The 17,359-nt window shown below is 48.8% G+C and carries 15 protein-coding genes and 1 other annotated feature; all 15 genes read left to right on the forward strand.

Going from position 1 to position 17,359, the window contains the following annotated elements:
* Positions 1-239, forward strand: a binding site (T-box leader).
* A gap of 39 nt (positions 240-278) precedes the next feature.
* The 15 genes from ADS79_RS08125 to minD all read left to right on the forward strand — a co-directional run bounded on the left by ADS79_RS08125 (position 279) and on the right by minD (position 17,331).
* Positions 279-2,951 carry a valine--tRNA ligase gene (locus ADS79_RS08125; RefSeq protein WP_049737898.1) on the forward strand — a complete coding sequence of 891 codons (2,673 nt, stop codon included), beginning with the start codon at positions 279-281 and terminating at the stop codon, positions 2,949-2,951.
* A 43-nt stretch (positions 2,952-2,994) separates the two neighbouring features.
* Complete coding sequence (locus tag ADS79_RS08130; RefSeq protein ID WP_049737899.1) at positions 2,995-4,368, forward strand: bifunctional folylpolyglutamate synthase/dihydrofolate synthase; 1,374 nt, start codon at positions 2,995-2,997, stop codon at positions 4,366-4,368.
* A gap of 1 nt (position 4,369) precedes the next feature.
* Positions 4,370-5,752 (forward strand): UDP-N-acetylmuramate--L-alanine ligase, encoded by a 1,383-nt coding sequence (gene murC / locus ADS79_RS08135; RefSeq protein ID WP_049737900.1) that lies wholly within the window; start codon positions 4,370-4,372, stop codon positions 5,750-5,752.
* Between the two features lie 145 nt (positions 5,753-5,897).
* On the forward strand, positions 5,898-6,902 hold the full coding sequence (locus ADS79_RS08140) for a ketoacyl-ACP synthase III (RefSeq protein WP_049737901.1): 1,005 nt from the start codon (positions 5,898-5,900) through the stop codon (positions 6,900-6,902).
* A gap of 148 nt (positions 6,903-7,050) precedes the next feature.
* The gene (locus ADS79_RS08145) at positions 7,051-7,536 is read left to right on the forward strand and encodes a prepilin peptidase (RefSeq protein ID WP_049737902.1); all 486 of its coding nucleotides are present in this window, start codon (positions 7,051-7,053) and stop codon (positions 7,534-7,536) included.
* A gap of 81 nt (positions 7,537-7,617) precedes the next feature.
* Positions 7,618-8,889, forward strand: a complete 1,272-nt coding sequence (locus tag ADS79_RS08150; protein WP_049737903.1) for a hypothetical protein — start codon at positions 7,618-7,620, stop codon at positions 8,887-8,889.
* 164 nt (positions 8,890-9,053) lie between these two features.
* Positions 9,054-9,293, forward strand: a complete 240-nt coding sequence (locus ADS79_RS08155) for a DUF4321 domain-containing protein (protein WP_049737904.1) — start codon at positions 9,054-9,056, stop codon at positions 9,291-9,293.
* A gap of 8 nt (positions 9,294-9,301) precedes the next feature.
* The gene (locus tag ADS79_RS08160; protein WP_049737905.1) at positions 9,302-9,889 is read left to right on the forward strand and encodes a Maf family protein; all 588 of its coding nucleotides are present in this window, start codon (positions 9,302-9,304) and stop codon (positions 9,887-9,889) included.
* Positions 9,890-9,991: 102 nt separating this feature from the next.
* Entirely contained in the window at positions 9,992-10,690 is a 699-nt protein-coding gene (gene radC, locus ADS79_RS08165; protein WP_049737906.1) for a RadC family protein, read from the forward strand.
* Between the two features lie 37 nt (positions 10,691-10,727).
* Positions 10,728-11,771 carry a rod shape-determining protein gene (locus tag ADS79_RS08170; protein ID WP_049737907.1) on the forward strand — a complete coding sequence of 348 codons (1,044 nt, stop codon included), beginning with the start codon at positions 10,728-10,730 and terminating at the stop codon, positions 11,769-11,771.
* A gap of 14 nt (positions 11,772-11,785) precedes the next feature.
* Positions 11,786-12,748: a rod shape-determining protein MreC gene (mreC, locus tag ADS79_RS08175; protein WP_049737908.1), complete on the forward strand. Its 963-nt coding sequence runs from the start codon at positions 11,786-11,788 to the stop codon at positions 12,746-12,748.
* Entirely contained in the window at positions 12,748-13,272 is a 525-nt protein-coding gene (mreD, locus tag ADS79_RS08180) for a rod shape-determining protein MreD (RefSeq protein ID WP_049737909.1), read from the forward strand. The genes mreC and mreD overlap by 1 nt, the downstream gene beginning before the upstream one ends.
* A gap of 26 nt (positions 13,273-13,298) precedes the next feature.
* Positions 13,299-15,743 carry a peptidoglycan D,D-transpeptidase FtsI family protein gene (locus tag ADS79_RS08185; RefSeq protein WP_049737910.1) on the forward strand — a complete coding sequence of 815 codons (2,445 nt, stop codon included), beginning with the start codon at positions 13,299-13,301 and terminating at the stop codon, positions 15,741-15,743.
* 96 nt (positions 15,744-15,839) lie between these two features.
* Positions 15,840-16,517: a septum site-determining protein MinC gene (gene minC / locus ADS79_RS08190; protein WP_049737911.1), complete on the forward strand. Its 678-nt coding sequence runs from the start codon at positions 15,840-15,842 to the stop codon at positions 16,515-16,517.
* Positions 16,518-16,536: 19 nt separating this feature from the next.
* Entirely contained in the window at positions 16,537-17,331 is a 795-nt protein-coding gene (gene minD, locus ADS79_RS08195) for a septum site-determining protein MinD (protein WP_049737912.1), read from the forward strand.
* Positions 17,332-17,359 lie beyond the last annotated feature (28 nt).

The following is a 17,359-nucleotide window of genomic DNA, read 5'->3' on the forward strand; positions in this document are numbered from 1 at the left end:
TAATCAACGATGATCGGGAAGAGTAGGTCAGGATGCCTTGGCAGAGAGGAGAATCAGTTGCTGCGAGATTCTCTAAGGTAAAAAGTGACTGAAGGTCGCCCGGGAGTTATTCCAGTGAAGGGAATCCCTAGCTGGAAACGGATCGCAACCGTTATCTTGTCAGAGGGAACATGCAGAGTCAGTTTGCACGCTGTATGTTAACAAAGGTGGTACCGCGAAATAATCCTTTCGTCCTTTGGATGAGGGGTTTTTTTATTTTTTTCAAGGAGGAGTCACATATGTCAACACAGCCAACACAAGACATTGACCAGCTGCTGCCGAAAAATTATGATCCAAAGGCAGCTGAAAACAAATGGTATCCGTACTGGATTCAAAAAGAGTTTTTTAAAGCTCACCGCGACCCGAATAAAAAGCCGTACACCATTGTGATTCCGCCTCCGAACGTCACAGGAAAGCTCCATTTGGGGCATGCACTGGATACGACACTCCAAGACATCATCACCCGTACGAAGCGGATGCAAGGATATAGCACGTTGTTTTTGCCAGGGATGGACCATGCAGGTATCGCTACACAGGCTCGTGTAGAAGCAACTCTGCGTGAGGAAGGCATCTCGCGCCACGATCTTGGACGCGAAAAATTCGTGGAAAAGATTTGGGAATGGAAGCATATTTACGCCTCGCACATTCGGGAGCAGTGGGAAAAGCTTGGTCTGGCTCTGGATTATTCCCGTGAGCGCTTTACGATGGATGAGGGCTTATCCACTGCCGTACGTGAGGTTTTCGTTCGCCTCTATGAAAAAGGGCTGATCTATCGCGGCAATCGTATTATCAACTGGGACCCCGCAGCGCGCACAGCTTTGTCTGACATCGAGGTTATTTACAAAGAAGTAAAAGGTGCTATGCACCACATGCGCTATCCGCTGGCTGATGGAAGCGGGCATATTGAGGTGGCTACGACACGTCCAGAGACGATGCTGGGGGATACCGCCGTTGCTGTCCATCCAGAAGATGAGCGCTATAAGCATCTGATCGGGAAAACCGTTATTTTGCCAGTAGTTGGGCGCGAAATTCCAATCGTGGCGGATGACTATGTTGATCCGGAATTTGGTTCTGGTGCAGTAAAAATTACGCCAGCACATGATCCTAACGACTTTGAGCTCGGCCTGCGTCACCAACTGCCACAAATCGTTGTCATGGATGAAACAGGTACGATGAATGACGAAGCAGGCATTTACAAAGGTCTGGATCGTTTTGCCTGCCGTAAACAAATCATCAAGGATCTCAGCGAGCAAGGTATCATGTTCAAGGTGGAGGAGCACGTTCACCAGGTAGGGCACAGCGAGCGCAGCGATGCAGTAGTTGAGCCGTATTTGTCCACCCAGTGGTTTGTGAAAATGCAGCCACTCGCAGATAAGGCGCTGGATAACGCTGCAGGTGAAGATAGTGTTAAATTTGTACCAGAGCGCTTCAAAACCAATTATTTGCGCTGGATTGAAAATATTCGCGACTGGTGCATTTCGCGTCAGCTCTGGTGGGGACATCGCATACCAGCATGGTATTGCTCCGATTGTGGGGAAACCATCGTATCGCGTAATGACGTGACGGAGTGCCCTAGCTGCCATAGTCACCAACTCTCGCAAGACAACGACGTTCTCGATACATGGTTCTCTTCGGGACTGTGGCCATTCTCTACTCTTGGCTGGCCGGAAGAATCCGAAGACATGAAGTACTTCTATCCGACAAACGTACTCGTAACAGGTTACGATATCATCTTCTTCTGGGTTGCACGTATGATGTTTAGTGGATTGGAATTCACTGGAAAAAATCCATTTGAGACTGTTTTGATTCATGGCATCATCCGGGACTCCGAAGGACGCAAAATGTCCAAGTCGCTCGGAAACGGTGTTGATCCGATGGAAGTGATCGAAAAATACGGTGCTGACGCGCTGCGCTTCACATTGGCAACGGGTAACTCACCGGGGAACGATCAGCGCTTCTATTGGGAAAAGGTAGAGGCAAACCGCAACTTTGCCAACAAGATCTGGAATGCGTCCCGTTTTGCTTTGATGAACCTGACTGATTTCAGCTACGACGATATTGATCTGAGCGGCGAGCTGTCCACACCAGACAAGTGGATTCTATCCCGCCTGCAAGCAACGATAGCGGATGTAACCCGTCTCTCTGATGCCTTTGAATTTGGTGAAGTTGGCCGTGTTCTTTACAACTTCATCTGGGATGATCTGTGCGACTGGTACATCGAGATGGCGAAGCTGCCATTGTACGGTACTGATGCAGCAGCGAAAAAGACAACGCAATCTGTTCTCGTAACGGTACTCGATCAAACACTCAAGCTTCTGCATCCGTTCATGCCGTTTATGACGGAAGAAATTTGGCAGGCATTGCCGCACCAAGGAGAATCAATTACAGTAGCTCCTTGGCCAGTTGTCAATGAAAAATGGATCTTTGCCGAGGCGGAGAGCGAAATGAACCTGCTGATGGAAGTCATCCGCAGCGTACGTAATATTCGCGCTGAAGTAAACGTGCCTATGTCCAAGAAGATCGAACTGTTGATCAAGCCAAGCGATGCGACTTCAGCAGATCGTCTATCGCGTGGAGAAGAGTATATTGCTCGCTTCTGCAATCCGGAGCGACTGGAAATCAATCAGCAACTGGCGACACCAGATAAGGCGATGTCCGCTGTTGTTACTGGAGCAGAGCTGTTCTTGCCGCTTGCAGGCTTGCTTGATTTGGATCAGGAGCTGAAGCGACTGGAAAAAGAGCTGGCCGGCTTGCATGGCGAAGTCGAGCGGATTGAGAAAAAACTGAACAACGCAGGCTTCATGGCCAAAGCACCGGAAAAAGTGGTTGCTGAGGAAAAAGCCAAGATGGCTGACTACATGGAAAAGCGGGATAAAGTAATCGCCCGGCTTGCTGAATTGAAGGGCGAATGATCCTTTAGCTAGCCGCATATTTTTGAGAATGGAGCATTGAGGTATGCATGCAGAAGAAGGATTTGTCGAATATACAGAAGCGCTTGACTGGCTGCATGGCCTTCTTGCATTTGGTCAAAGACCGGGGCTGGAAAGAATGCAGTGGGTGCTGAAAGAACTAGGGCATCCCGAGCGCAGAGTACCGTTCATCCATGTAGCAGGCACAAATGGCAAAGGCTCTACCTGCGCCTATCTTACCCAGATGCTGATGGAAGCAGGCTACAGTGTAGGAACGTTTACATCTCCCTATTTAATCGATTTTCGTGAGCGAATCCGTTTTAATGGGAATATGATTTCAGAGGAAGATCTGCTGCAGCTGGTGAACGAGGTAAAGTCCTTGGTAACCCGCTGCGAGCAGGAAACCGAGTTTGGTTCTCCTACGGAGTTTGAGGTGATCACGCTGATTGCCATTCTGTACTATGCTAGAGTGGCAAGACCAGCGGTGGTTGTATGGGAAACAGGGCTTGGGGGTCGTTTGGATTCTACAAACGCCGTCATCCCTCTTGTTTCCGTCATCACCAACATCGGGCTCGATCATACGCATGTTCTGGGTGACAATCTGGTAGACATCGCCCGTGAAAAAGCAGGGATCATCAAGCCTGGAGTACCTGTCGTAACAGGAGAGACCAGACCTGAGGTGCTTGCTGTATTCCAGGAGCGTGTCAGCCAGACTCACAGTACACTCTATCAGTTCGGTAAGGATTTTCATGGAGAACAGATTTCGGAACAGCTCGGTGAACAACAATTTCGTTACCGCAGCATCCATCGACGCCATGAGTCTACCTACCGTTTGACTATGAATGGAGGACATCAGACAGATAATGCTTCTGTTGCTCTGATGACCATTGATGTTTTGCGCAACTATTTCTCTTTTTTGCTGGAAGAGGAGGAATTGTTTCGAGGTTTGCAACAAACGCGTTGGCCTGGTCGTCTAGAAATAGTCTCCCCAAGACCTTTGGTACTCTTGGACGGAGCACACAACCAAGAGGGGATGGAAGCGCTCGTAAGCAGTCTGGATCGTTTGTTGCCACAAGGGAAGAACTTGCATTTGCTCTTTTCCGGGCTTGCAGATAAGCCGCTCTCGCAAATGGCAGAGACGCTTATACCGCTCAGATCCCGCATGAAGTCTATTCATGTGACGACGTTCGACTTTCCACGTGCAGCTGATGCTACGGCTTTGCACGATGCGTTTCAGACAGGCGGATGGGAAGCAGAGCTTCTCGATGCTGTTCCTGACTGGCGAGCATTTCTACTTGCTTGGACGAAGGAGAAACAAGCAGCGAAATCAGATGATTGTTTAGTTGTCTGCGGTTCGCTCTACTTCATCGCCCAAGTGCGCGCATTCTTTCCCACTACAGCAGAAGAGGCAGGTGAATAGGGTGGATCAGGCTAGGCACGTCCACTTTGTGGGCATAGGCGGATATGGCATGAGTGCCATTGCCCGCGTCTTGATCGACCTTGGATACAAGGTAACCGGCTCCGATGTCGCCATGAACGATTTGGCGAAAAAGCTGGAAGCAAGAGGGGCGGTCGTTCATATCGGCCATCAAGCTGCCCACGTGGAGGGAGCAGACATCGTTGTATACTCCACCAGCATTCCAAAAGACAATCCCGAGGTTGTTGCAGCAGAGGAAAAAGGGATTGTGGTCATGCATCGCTCGCAAATGCTTGCCCGCATCTTAAACGAACGGACAGGTGTGGCAGTCGCAGGAGCGCATGGCAAAACCACGACTACTTCTATGATTTCGCATGTAATGGAAGAGTGCGGAGTAGACCCGACCTTTATTATCGGCGGAGAATTGATGAACGCCGGAACCAATGCCAAGGCAGGAACGAGTGAGTATGTCATCGCTGAGGCGGATGAGAGTGACGGCTCGTTCTTGGAATACAGACCGATGTACGAAATCGTCACCAGCATCGAGCCAGACCATCTGGAGCATTTTGACGGTGATTTTAATAATTTGAAGCAGGCGTATGTAAAATTTCTCAGTCACTTGAAACCAGGGGGAAAAGCGGTCTTGTGCATCGACGATTCGCATGTGCGTGACGTGCTCCCTTCGGTAACGGAGACGGTAGTATCGTATTCAATTGATCCGGCAATGGCAGGTCAGGCAGATTACCGCGCAGAAGCGATTCATTGCGGAGATCGTTGCAGCACATGCCAGATTTATCATAAGGACCAGCTTCTCGGTGAGCTGATTCTCACGGTGCCAGGCAATCACAATATCGCAAATGCACTCGCAGCGATTATCGTCTGCCTCGACACTGGCTTGTCATTTGAGCAGATAGCTGCTGCGTTGACGACCTTCCGCGGAGCAAAGCGCCGCTTCCAGATTATTGGTGACGCGCGTGACGTTCTCGTTGTGGATGACTACGCTCATCATCCGACAGAAATTATTGCGACGCTAAATGGGGCGAGAGCTTCTGGTAGAAGAGTGATCGCTGTCTTCCAGCCTCAGCGTTATACCCGAACCTTCTTTCTCATGGATGAGTTCAGCCGTGCCTTCGCGGAAGCGGACGAGGTGATTGTGACCGACATCTACTCGCCAGCTGGAGAACCGAAAATTGAGGGAGTAACCTCAGAGGTGCTGGTGGAAAAAATTCGCGTCAATAGCCATCCGCGCGCGCAGTACATCCCAACGAAGGAACAGATGCAGGAGCAAGTTTTCAAAGATTTGCAGCCTGGGGACCTCGTATTGACGATGGGCGCAGGAGATATTTGGAAATCAGCTTACTGGCTGGCAGAAAAGCTGGAAAAATAAGCGTATATACCATGAAAGACTTGGACCAATTGGTTCAGGTCTTTTTTTGGTTGTACCAAATGCACGCAATACATAATTTTTAGTACCAGATACTAATATCTAGTGTTATAATGAGGTCGTTAAAAACTCTCGAGGTGATAATGATATGGAAATGAATCCTGAGCAAAATAAAGCACGAATTACCGCAATCGGCACCTACGTTCCGACGCGTGTTATGACTAATGCAGAGCTTGAGCAAATGGTTGAGACATCCAATGAATGGATATTGCAGCGAACCGGTATTCATGAGCGAAGAATTGCCGCAGAGGACCAATTTACAAGCGACCTTGCCATTGCGGCTGTCGAAAAGTTGATTCATACCTATCAAAAAAGCGTAACGGATGTTGATATGATTCTGGTGGCCACAAGCACTCCTGATTATCCGTTTCCGAGTGTTGCTACTCAAATACAGGCTCATTTTGGAATCGAACAGGCTGGCGCACTGGACCTTTCTGCGACCTGCGCCGGGTTCACGTATGCCCTGCATGTCGCAAATACGATGATCTGCTCAGGCTTGCATCAAAAAGTATTGGTCGTCGCGGCCGAAACACTTTCCAAAGTGACCGACTACACAGACCGTACGACGTGCATCTTATTCGGGGATGGTGCAGGAGCTGTTTTGGTTGAAAGAGACGAGAAAGCTCCAGGCTTTCATTCCTTCTATCAGGGATCAAAGGGAGACGGAGGGATACATGTCTACCGTACCGGTTTTTCTGAAAAAATGTTCGGGCGCGATTTGACAGCAACCGGGTGCATTGTCCAAAATGGCCGAGAAGTGTACAAATGGGCGGCAACAACCATTCCAAAAGCGATGGAGGAAGTAGTTAGCCGAGCGGGCAAAAGCTTGGAGGATGTGGACTGGTTCATCCCACACAGTGCGAATCTGCGCATGATTGAGTCCATTTGCGAAAAGAGTGATTTCCCGATTGAAAAGACCCTTGTCAGCATGACGCACTACGGCAATACATCGGCCGCCAGTATCCCGCTAGCACTTGATCTGGGGATTCAGCAAGGAAAGGTGAAGAATGGCGACACGCTCCTTTTGTACGGATTTGGAGGTGGTCTTGTCCACGCGGGCTTGATGCTGACATGGGATGTGGATGGAAAGTAATGAAAAGAATATGCCGACCAGGTATGATGCCAGGTCGGTTTTTTTGTGCCATCGGTTCATAGTACCTTCTTGCCAGTGAAGCTCTCGATTTCCTACAGGTGTTTAGAGGGGGGCGAGCTTATTTGAAAATACAGGAGGGGTGGCGAGAATGTGGTTCTTGCTGGAAAAGCTGAGACAACCTGATGTGGTTCAGTTGCTCGTTCATTTGCTTTTCGTAGGGATATGCTTGTACGTCGCTTGGACCGATTTGCGAGAGAGAAGAATCCCTAATGACGCACTTCTATTTGGATTTCTTTTTACTACGCTCCTGGCCCTCCTTTTTCCCGAGGCGTTTTCGTGGTCGATGCATGCTCTGCCTGCGATCGCCTTTACTCTGGGATTTGTTCTGCTCAGTCTCTGGTGGCCTGCTGCACTGGGAATGGGAGATGCCAAGCTGCTAGGGCTGCTGGCCTACGGGCTAGGATTTCAGGCGTTTCTCTCTGTGTTTACGCTGGCATGTACATTTGCGTTTTTGACCGCTCTATTATTGCTGAGCTGCAAAAAAATAAAAGCGGGTGGGACGCTTCCCTATGCACCTTTTGTGGCTGTAGGGATGCTCTGTGAGCTGATTTTTCATCTGCTAGATTTTAATTGATAGAATTACTAGTATGTGTCATAACCCGTCCAGAGGCAACGTAAGCTAGTACAAAGAGCCTGTTGCTGGGAGGGCATGACTATGAGCGGAGAAAAACGAAACAATGTCACCGTTAAAATGAACGGGAAGTTTTGGGAAGAAAAGCGTGAGAGCAGTGCCGACCAACGAACACCGAAAGAATTGCCGCCACGGGTACGGATTCAAGGACCACCCATTTCGATTCCGGGTCCTACTCACGTAAAAAAAGGAAATGATGCCTACGATCGCATGATGCAGCTGCGAGAGATGGAAGAGCGCGAAGCACCAAAAGAGACAGAGATTCCAAAAGAGCCCGAGAAGCCGGATATAGCCGAGCTGTATGAAGGGACTTATGGAGAATCGTTTGGCAGGGGGAAGATAAGTCGACTCCTCTCCTATTTTCCAAAGGGACCCGTTCTGCAAACGGTTTTGACCACTGGAGGGGCAATCGCAATCGGGCTTTTGTTCGGATTTTTAGTGTTAACGGTGTTTACGAAGGAAGAGTTCTCGGAATCCTATCGCAATGTGCTGGAGGATACAGTACAAACACTGACTGCCGCAAGTCCGGGTGATGTACCGAAGATCGCCGGTCCCGTTTTGCCTGGGGTAACAGGCAGTGCAGGGCAGTCGGCTCCTGCTGCATCAGCGCCCGTAGGCACCGGGAGTGAGGTGCCGCTTCAGCTTCCTGAGATCAGCATGTTTGTGGCGCAAGCAGGCGTCTTTCAGAAGGACGCGGCGCCAGATGCCGTTGTCGAACCGCTCAACAAGATGGGAATCCCTCATCTCCTTTACAAGGACAGTGCCAAACAATATATGTTTGCAGCGGTAGCGCCGACAAGAGATGCTGTTCTTGGATTTGCGACTAGCTTGAAAAACAAAGGAATGGATGTTTACGTCAAAGAGTTTTCCTTCCCTGCCTTCCAAGGAACGATTCCGATTGTTCAGGCGCAGACAGCGGGAGCAAATCCCGATGTGAGTGGCTTTTTCAGCAAGGGAGTAAAACTGATCCAAACGTTATCAGCTCATTCGGGTCTGATTATTACGACAGGTCAGCTATCCTCTACTCCGCAAGAGACGGCTACGCTCAAAGAACAGCACCGCCAATTTCTGGAAGCCAGCCGTGTGGTGCAGGTTCCTGAGACAATGAAGCCGCAATATACAGCGATGTTAAATGGCGTTGATCAGGCGATGGCAGCCAGAGAAAAAATGGCGGAAGCCAGCGCAGGTAAAAAAGTAGAGAGCGCAGAATCCTATGCGTGGCAAGTGCAGGCGGGGGTTTTGGAGTATTTGGAGGGCTACGCAAGTCTGCTACAGCAGGCAGAGAAAAAAGAATAGAGGCATCTGGAGCAACCAGACTTCCGCAATGTTTTCTTGCAGGGAGTCTTTTCTTTATATACAGTAACTACCAAGAGCAATCAGGGATTGTTTCGCACTCCCCCATTTGCTAAACTTATTGATGGCAAAAAGAGAATCCCTTCTAGAAAGGGAGTTGGGGAAGTATGGGAAAAGAAACGCTTATACTGTTGTTATTGTTGGTCAGTGGGCTCTTGTTCGGTAGTATTGTCGGGGAGATTTTGAGTCCCTGGGTTCCTTTCCTGACCAAGAGCAAAACGATAACATGGTCGCCTGCGGCAGATTTAGAAATTTTGAAGTACGACCTGAACTTTCAGGTAAAACTAAATCTAGCCAGTATTGGAGGGCTTGCCCTCGCATTTTGGATCCATCGACGTATAAAGTAGGGTGAAAAATGACGAACACGAACACATCTCTCATTCTAGCTTCATCCTCACCACGCCGCAGAGAATTACTGCAAAATCTCGGAACCCCCTTCGAGGTTTTGACGAGCGATGTGGATGAGACTACGGCTCCAGAGCTTTCGCCAGAGGATGTGGTGAAAGAGCTGTCCCTGCGTAAAGCAGCGGCTGTCGCTGATCGGCTGACAGAAGGGATCGTCTTGGGATCGGATACCATTGTTGTGTTAAACGGACAAATTTTAGGGAAGCCAATGGACGAGAGTGATGCATTCCGAATGCTATCGATGCTGCAAGGTCAGGAACACACGGTTTATAGTGGTGTGGCACTGATTGATGTCGCTACGAAACGCTCGGAAGTATCGTTTAGCCATACCCAGGTGAAGATTCGCCCGCTTTCAAAAGAGGAGATCAATTCTTACATTGCAACGAGGGAACCGATGGACAAAGCAGGTTCCTACGCCATTCAGGGTATTGGTGCTACAATCGTGGAAGGGATCAAAGGCGATTATTTTACCGTTGTCGGTCTTCCGCTATGCTTGACTGCCAATATGCTCTCTCGTTTTGGTATTGTGATTTTATAGTTGTCTAGCTTGGCTTCAAGCGGCAACGGCCATACTTCTGATGATCGCTCTCCATGCCAGCCGTTCCGATAAAAGTGTAAAATGGCTGGAGGCGGTAGAAAAATGGCAACAAATACCTGTAACAAAATAACCGTGAAAAACGTCCCTTACTATGAACGTCCTCGGGAGCGGTTGCTTCGAGAAGGAGCAGACCATTTGTCTGATACAGAGCTTCTTGCCATTTTACTGCGGACAGGCAGGGAACAAGAGACTGCCTATGAGCTTGCTCAACGGCTGTTAGTCAGGTTTGGCGATCTGCGAGGGGTAGCTGAGGCCTCCCATGCAGAGTTAACTGAGCTAAAGGGGATCGGTCCAGTAAAAGCGATAGAATTGCATGCTGCGTTCGAATTAGGACGCAGATTAGTTGCGGTTCCACGTAAAAGTCGGGCTTCAATCCGATTGCCACGTGATGTGGCCGATCTGATGTCGACAGAGCTGGCTCATTTGACACAGGAGCATTTTGTGTGTCTCTTTCTCAATACCAAGAACCACGTGATTGGCAAGCAGACTATTTTTGTAGGCAGTCTGGACGCTTCCATCGTGCACCCTAGAGAAGTCTTCAAAGAAGCGATCCGTCGCAGCAGCGCATCAGTGATTTGCCTACATAACCATCCGAGTGGTGATCCTACGCCAAGCAGGGAAGACATCGCGATCACACATACTTTGCGTGAAGCGGGTGAGTTGGTGGGAATCTCCTTGTTGGATCATGTGATCATAGGGGATGGCAAGTACGTCAGCTTAAAAGAGCAGGGGTACTTATAAATGCTTGCAATTGTATAATAGCGGAAGGAGTTTTTTTATGTTTGGAGGATTTACACGTGACTTGGGGATTGACCTCGGCACTGCTAATACATTGGTTTTCGTAAAAGGAAAGGGAATCGTTGTGCGGGAGCCGTCCGTCGTAGCGATTCGTACGAACAATAATACAATCGAGGCGGTAGGGAATGCGGCAAAGAGCATGATTGGCCGTACACCTGGAAACATCGTGGCTGTTCGTCCAATGAAAGACGGTGTTATCGCTGATTTTGATACAACTGCTACGATGATGCGCTATTTCATTAATCAAGCGCAAAAAAACCAAGGCTTGTTCAGCCGTCGTCCGAATGTGATGGTTTGTGTGCCATCCGGTATTACGGCTGTAGAAAAACGTGCAGTGGAAGATGCAACCAAGCAGGCAGGAGCCAAAGAAGCGCATACGATTGAGGAACCGTTTGCAGCAGCAATCGGCGCAGATCTACCTGTATGGGAGCCGACAGGAAGCATGGTAGTAGATATCGGTGGGGGTACGACAGAGGTCGCGATCATTTCCTTGGGAGGAATTGTTACTTCCCGTTCGATTCGTGTGGGTGGAGATGAGATGGACGGCGCGATTATGCAATACATCAAGCGTCGCTACAATCTGATGATTGGTGAGCGCACGGCTGAAACGCTGAAGCTCGAGATCGGTTCTGCGATTGCACCGGAAGAAGCGGAAAACGTAGATATTCGCGGGCGCGATCTTGTGTCCGGACTGCCAAAAACGCTTTCAGTAAGCAGCACGGAAATTGCGGAGGCACTGGGCGAAACAGTGGCCGCAATCGTAGAAGCAGTAAAGGTTACATTGGAAAAAAGTCCACCGGAGCTTGCAGCTGACATCATGGATCGGGGCATTGTACTGACTGGCGGGGGAGCGCTCCTGCGCAATATGGATCGCTTGTTAGCCAAAGAAACGGGAATGCCTGTGCACGTAGCAGAAAATGCGCTGGACTGTGTAGCTATCGGTACAGGGCGAGCACTGGATAACATTCACCTGTTCAAGTCGAAGCATGGGATCACCTCTTCCCGACAAAAACGGGGTAAATAAACGGAGGTCAGGGCATGTCGTTTTTCGGGAACAAGCGGCTTATTATCGTACTAGTTGGTCTGGTTTTGCTCATTTCAGTCGTAGGCTACACATCTCGAGAACGAGTCAATCTGACATGGCCAGAAATGTTTTTCAAGGATACCTTCAGCGTGGTGCAGGGCTTGTTTTATCGCCCTGCTCAGGCTGTTTCTGGCTTTTTTAAGGAAATTGATGATGCGTACAAAGTCTATGAGGAAAATAAGGCACTGAAGGCCGGGCTTGATCAATATGCGCAAATGAGCGCAGAATTGCATGATTTGAAAGCGGAGAACGAGCGTCTGCGGAAATTGGTAGGTGCACAGGATTCTCTTAAATCGTATAAACTTCGTTTTGCTGAAGTAGTGGCGCGCAATCCTGATACCTGGAACAACGTGATTACCATTGACCAGGGCCTGAAGCAGGGAATCAAAAAGGATATGGCGGTCATTACATCCAAAGGCATGGTTGGCCGCGTACAGAGTGTAGCCAATTTTTCTGCTACAGTGGAATTGTTGACCAGCTATGAAAGACGTGACCACATTTCTGCTGATATTCAGGCGAAGCAAATCGTAAACGGTGTAGAGGTCTATCAAAACATCAGCGGTGTCGTAGAAGAATATGACTCCCAAGAGCGTATGCTCGTCATGCGAAAAATTCCATGGGGCCAGAAAATTGAAGCAAAACAATTAGTGATCAGCTCGGGTCTTGGTGGAGTCGTTCCGCGTAACTTGCCGATCGGCTATATCGTGCGCGTCGAACCAGATGATTATGGCTTGACTCAAACGGCGTATATTCAGCCGAGTGCTGATTTCTCGCAATTGAACGAGGTTATGGTTGTGGAACGCAATTTTTCAATTTCAGCAAATGGCGAAGTGATTCCACAGCAGCCTACGAACGGAACATCTACACCTGGGGCGAATGACAAAGCGACACCGCCTGCAAGTGGAGGTGGACAGTAATGGCCCGTTTTCTGCTGACAGTCACAGTCGTGTTGCTGTTTGTACTCGAAGGAACTGTCATGCAAGTCATTTCACCGGAGACATGGGGTCTGTCATGGACGACAGTACCCCGCTTTGCGCTTGTATGCTGCATTTTTATCTCAGCGTTTCTGGGCAGACGAGAAGGTCTTTACTACGGACTCGCATTCGGCTTTCTACAGGACGTTTTGTTTGGTCAGGTCATCGGCATTTACATGATGTCGATGATGGTAGCAAGCTACTTTGCAGGGATGATCGTTCTTTTGTTTCAACGAGGGTTTGGTATGATGCTGGTTACGACCGTGCTCATTCTGTTCGGTCATGAGTGGTTATTATACAGCCTCTTCCGATTGTTTTCGGTTGCCCCTTATGATGTTCAGTGGATTCTCACTCGCCAAATTCTGCCGAGTGTGATCTTCAATCTCGCGTTTGCCTTGATTGTGTACGTTCCAATTTCGAAGATGTGCAATAACATTTTGGCAAAACGCGATTTGCATATGGAATAAGGGACCCGGAAAGGAGGGAACTGCTCGTGGAAGAGACCAAAGAACCGAAATCTCACATTCCCATGAGACTCAATATCTTGTTCTTGATCGTCTTTTTGTTCTTTGCTGCGATTATTTTACGGCTTGCCTTTGTGCAGTTGGTAGAAGGGGAGCAGTATCGGCACGAGTTAGAAAAGTTCAGTATTCGCGAGCTGCCCATTTCTGCTCCGCGTGGCCGGATTCTGGATAAAAACGGAGTTGTGCTGGTCTCCAATAAGCCGGTGTATACCGTTCAGTATGTAGAAGAACAGGGCAAAGATATTGATGAAGAAAAAGTGGCGGATCGTCTAGCTAAAATATTAATTCCGGATATCACGAAATTCGGGACAGATAAAGAGCTACTGAAAAAAACGATCGACCTGCGTTCAACTCTGCCAGTAGCGTTTGGTAAAGATGGTACGAGTAAGCTGAAAGAGCAAATCACAGCCAAATTAAAAGCAGTTCCAAAGCAGGAAGATGTGGACAAGATGACAGACTTCCAGCTAGTGAAAACAGCGATGTATGTAGGGCTGCGTGTACGCTCTCCGTTTGACGACCAAGAACGCCGGGAAGTTATTAAAAAACTGAGTGCCCATTTAAAAGCAACAGGCCAACAGCTTCCTGATTTTAATAATGTGTCCGATACAGAGCTGTTGAAAAATGCGATCAGTACCAATCTTGAAGTAAACCTTACTCTGGATAAAGAAGATAGGACCGATTTGGCAAAAGAAGTAAAGGCACAGATCCGGTTGCTGCCTTCTCCGACGGGGCTCTCTGATAAATCGGATATGGACCTGCTTCGGTTAGTAAACTTATTCGGTATGGATATAGATTTACGGCTGTCAGAAGAACAGCGCCAGTTCCAGTGGCATAAGCTTTCCCTGCTGCAGGAAATGCGTTCCCCACAATTGGCAAGCTACATCCCGCGCAGGGTCAAGGTGAATATTACTCAAGCTGAGATGTTCCAAATTGAGGAACGACGGACGGAGCTGCCAGGAATCAGTGTAGAGCTGGAACCAGTGCGCCAAATTTTCAAGGACCCTGATGGATCAGCGTTTGGAACGCACTTTCTGGGCTATATCAATGCGATCAAGCCCGAGATTTTAAAGGAATACGTAGCACAGGGCTACAATGCGATCGATAGGATCGGCGTCACCGGTTTGGAAAGCTCCTACGAGCGCTTTTTACGAGGCAAGGATGGCATCATGGATGTCCATGTCAATAAAAATTCCGAGACGGTAGAAAAAACGTTACGCCGAGCACCGGAGCCAGGCAACGATCTGGTGCTTGCTCTGGATTGGCGGTTTCAAAGCAAGGTAGAAGCGATCGTGAAAGAGGAGTTTGAAGCGTTTAAGAAAAAACCTACGACTCCAAAAGAATTTAAAGATACGCACGTCCTTGTTATGAACCCGAATACGGGTGAAGTATTGGCTATGGCGAGCTATCCCGACTACGATTTGAATTTGTATTATGATCGCAAGGAATTCAACAAAGTATATTCGACCTTAATTTTGCCCAACGAGTCCAATCAGTTTATTTATACGCCGTATCCACCAGCTTCAACCTACAAGCCTTTGTCCGTCATGATTGCTCTACAGGAAGGGTTGACTACACCAAATGAGACGATCAATGACCGCGGGGGATTGCCGGTAGGAACATCGTATAAACGTAACTGGAAAGCCGGAGGACACGGTATCGTGAATGCTCGCCGTGCCTTGCAGGTATCAAATAATACGTACATGTATGAAATGGCAGTCCGCCTGCTTAGAAGAGGCGGGGATAATTGGATAAAACAGTTTTCTATTCTCGATTACTACAATGCCCAGTTTGGTTTAGGCGTCAAAACCGGAATTGACTTGCCGGGTGAAAAAACGGGTTGGGAAAACAGTAACACTTATTACGGTAACCTGGCCGATGCCATGATTGGTCAATACGATTTGTTTACGCCTATGCAAATCGGGCAGTACGTCTCGACGATTGCCAATGGCGGTTACCGGATTCGCCCGCATCTCGTCAACGAGATTCGCCGTGGTACGACTGATCCGAAAAAGCCTGGACAGACGCTGACGCTGATTGAGCCGCAGGTGCTCAACCGCGTGGATATTGATCCAAAGTACATCCAGGTAGTTCGGGAAGGGATGCGACTGGTTACACAGCCAGGTGGTACGGTTTCTAGAGCATTCACTGGCTTGCCGTTTACAGTTGCTGCCAAATCAGGTACGGCACAAACAGGGAAAAGCGCAGAGAACGCCTTGGTCGTCGGCTTTGCTCCTTATGAAAACCCGCAAGTCGTTTTCGTCGTTATTGCGCCAAACAGCTTGCGTGACGGAACCTCCAGTTCTGACGCAACGGGTCCAATCGCGCGTCGTTTACTTGAAGCGTATAACGAATTAAATCCGGGAGTACTCACCCACGGAGTAGTTCCCCCGCCTTCTGAAACAACCCAGCCATAGTGAACATGAGGCTATTTGACCTGATTCGGCAAATTTTTCATGCAGAGCAGGAAAAATCTTGCTGAGTGGCGAAAGATATCGGTCGAGGTGAAACCGGTGACGACTGTGAAAAGCAAGGTCACAATCAAAGGGACGAAAGACGGACTCGTCTTCTTTATGGACGATACTTGTTCCTTCGACGAGCTGCTGGCCGACTTGCGTGAAAAAATAGAGCATAGCCACCAACAGATTTTGTCGGGGCCGCTGATTCGGGTATCGATTAAATTGGGAAAACGTTACTGCTCACCTGAGCACCAAGAGCAGTTGACTCAAATTATCCGGCAAAAGGGGAACCTGGTTATTCACACGATTGAAGCCGATGTGATTACTCGGGAAGAAGCTTTCGCTGAACGTCTTAAAACCCATTTCTCCGTGCAGGTGCTTACCGTTCGCTCTGGTCAAGTATTGGAGTTCGATGGTGACTTGCTCCTGCTAAGAGACGTCAATCCAGGCGGAACGATTCGCAGTACCGGAAATATTTACGTGCTGGGCCATCTGAGAGGATATGCCCATGCTGGTATTTCTGGAGACAATGAAGTCATTATTGCTGCAGCAGTCATGAGTCCTACCCAATTGCGGATTGCAGATGTAATCAGCAAGCCTGGTGAGGAGTGGACGAATAATTCCGGGGGCACCGAATTTGCTTATCTGGAAAATGAGACGATGCTGGTGGCGAAAATGAATTACTTGCCGCGAATTCGCCCCGAGCTGGGTGAAAAAAAGCATGAGGGTTGAGGGAAGAGGAGGAACGGACGTGGGGATAGGAATTGTCGTAACTTCAGGCAAAGGCGGCGTGGGAAAGACGACCACTTCCGCAAATTTAGGAACGGCACTAGCACTCTTAGGCCAAAAGGTATGCATGGTTGATACGGATATTGGACTCAGAAATCTGGATGTGGTAATGGGGCTGGAAAACCGGATTATTTATGATCTGGTCGATGTTGCTGAAGGCGCGTGCCGCCTCCCGCAAGCACTCATCAAGGACAAGCGATTTGAAAATCTTTCGCTCCTGCCTGCTGCCCAGACAAAGGACAAGTCTGCAGTTAGTCCTGAGCAAATGAATGAAATCGTGACGCAGCTAAAGCGCGAGTTTGATTACGTAATTATTGACTGCCCAGCTGGAATTGAGCAGGGCTTCCGCAATGCAGTAGCAGGAGCAGATCAGGCCATTGTCGTGACGACTCCTGAAAAAGCAGCCGTGCGCGACGCTGACCGCATTATAGGTCTTTTGGAGCGCGAAAAAGTAGGTATGCCGAAGCTGGTTATCAACCGGGTTCGCTCTCACATGGTGAAAAACGGGGATATGCTCGATGTCGAGGATATTTTGGATTTATTAGCCATTGACTTAATCGGTGTAGTACCTGATGATGATCACGTGATTAAATCAGCGAATAATGGTGAACCTGCGGTTATGAATCACGAATCTCGTGCTTCCATCGCTTATCGCAATGTTGCCCGCAGACTGTTAGGGGAAGCCGTTCCGTTGCAGCCTCTACAGGAAAAAGCAGGGGTTTTCCATAAGATGCGCAAGTTTTTTGGGTTAAAATAGGTAAGGCAGGGCTCCCTTCTGAAAAAGA

It is taken from the genome of Brevibacillus reuszeri, from assembly GCF_001187725.1.
Taxonomy (GTDB): domain Bacteria; phylum Bacillota; class Bacilli; order Brevibacillales; family Brevibacillaceae; genus Brevibacillus; species Brevibacillus reuszeri.

Bases quoted from the DNA above. Each gene is read 5' to 3' on its own strand.
- ADS79_RS08125 (WP_049737898.1), top strand. From the start codon at position 279: ATGTCAACACAGCCAACACAAGACATTGACCAGCTGCTGCCGAAAAAT.
- ADS79_RS08155 (WP_049737904.1), top strand. From the start codon at position 9,054: ATGGGAAAAGAAACGCTTATACTGTTGTTATTGTTGGTCAGTGGGCTC.
- ADS79_RS08130 (WP_049737899.1), top strand. From the start codon at position 2,995: ATGCATGCAGAAGAAGGATTTGTCGAATATACAGAAGCGCTTGACTGG.
- mreC (WP_049737908.1), top strand. From the start codon at position 11,786: ATGTCGTTTTTCGGGAACAAGCGGCTTATTATCGTACTAGTTGGTCTG.
- mreD (WP_049737909.1), top strand. From the start codon at position 12,748: ATGGCCCGTTTTCTGCTGACAGTCACAGTCGTGTTGCTGTTTGTACTC.
- ADS79_RS08160 (WP_049737905.1), top strand. From the start codon at position 9,302: ATGACGAACACGAACACATCTCTCATTCTAGCTTCATCCTCACCACGC.
- ADS79_RS08150 (WP_049737903.1), top strand. From the start codon at position 7,618: ATGAGCGGAGAAAAACGAAACAATGTCACCGTTAAAATGAACGGGAAG.
- ADS79_RS08140 (WP_049737901.1), top strand. From the start codon at position 5,898: ATGGAAATGAATCCTGAGCAAAATAAAGCACGAATTACCGCAATCGGC.
- ADS79_RS08170 (WP_049737907.1), top strand. From the start codon at position 10,728: ATGTTTGGAGGATTTACACGTGACTTGGGGATTGACCTCGGCACTGCT.
- ADS79_RS08145 (WP_049737902.1), top strand. From the start codon at position 7,051: ATGTGGTTCTTGCTGGAAAAGCTGAGACAACCTGATGTGGTTCAGTTG.
- radC (WP_049737906.1), top strand. From the start codon at position 9,992: ATGGCAACAAATACCTGTAACAAAATAACCGTGAAAAACGTCCCTTAC.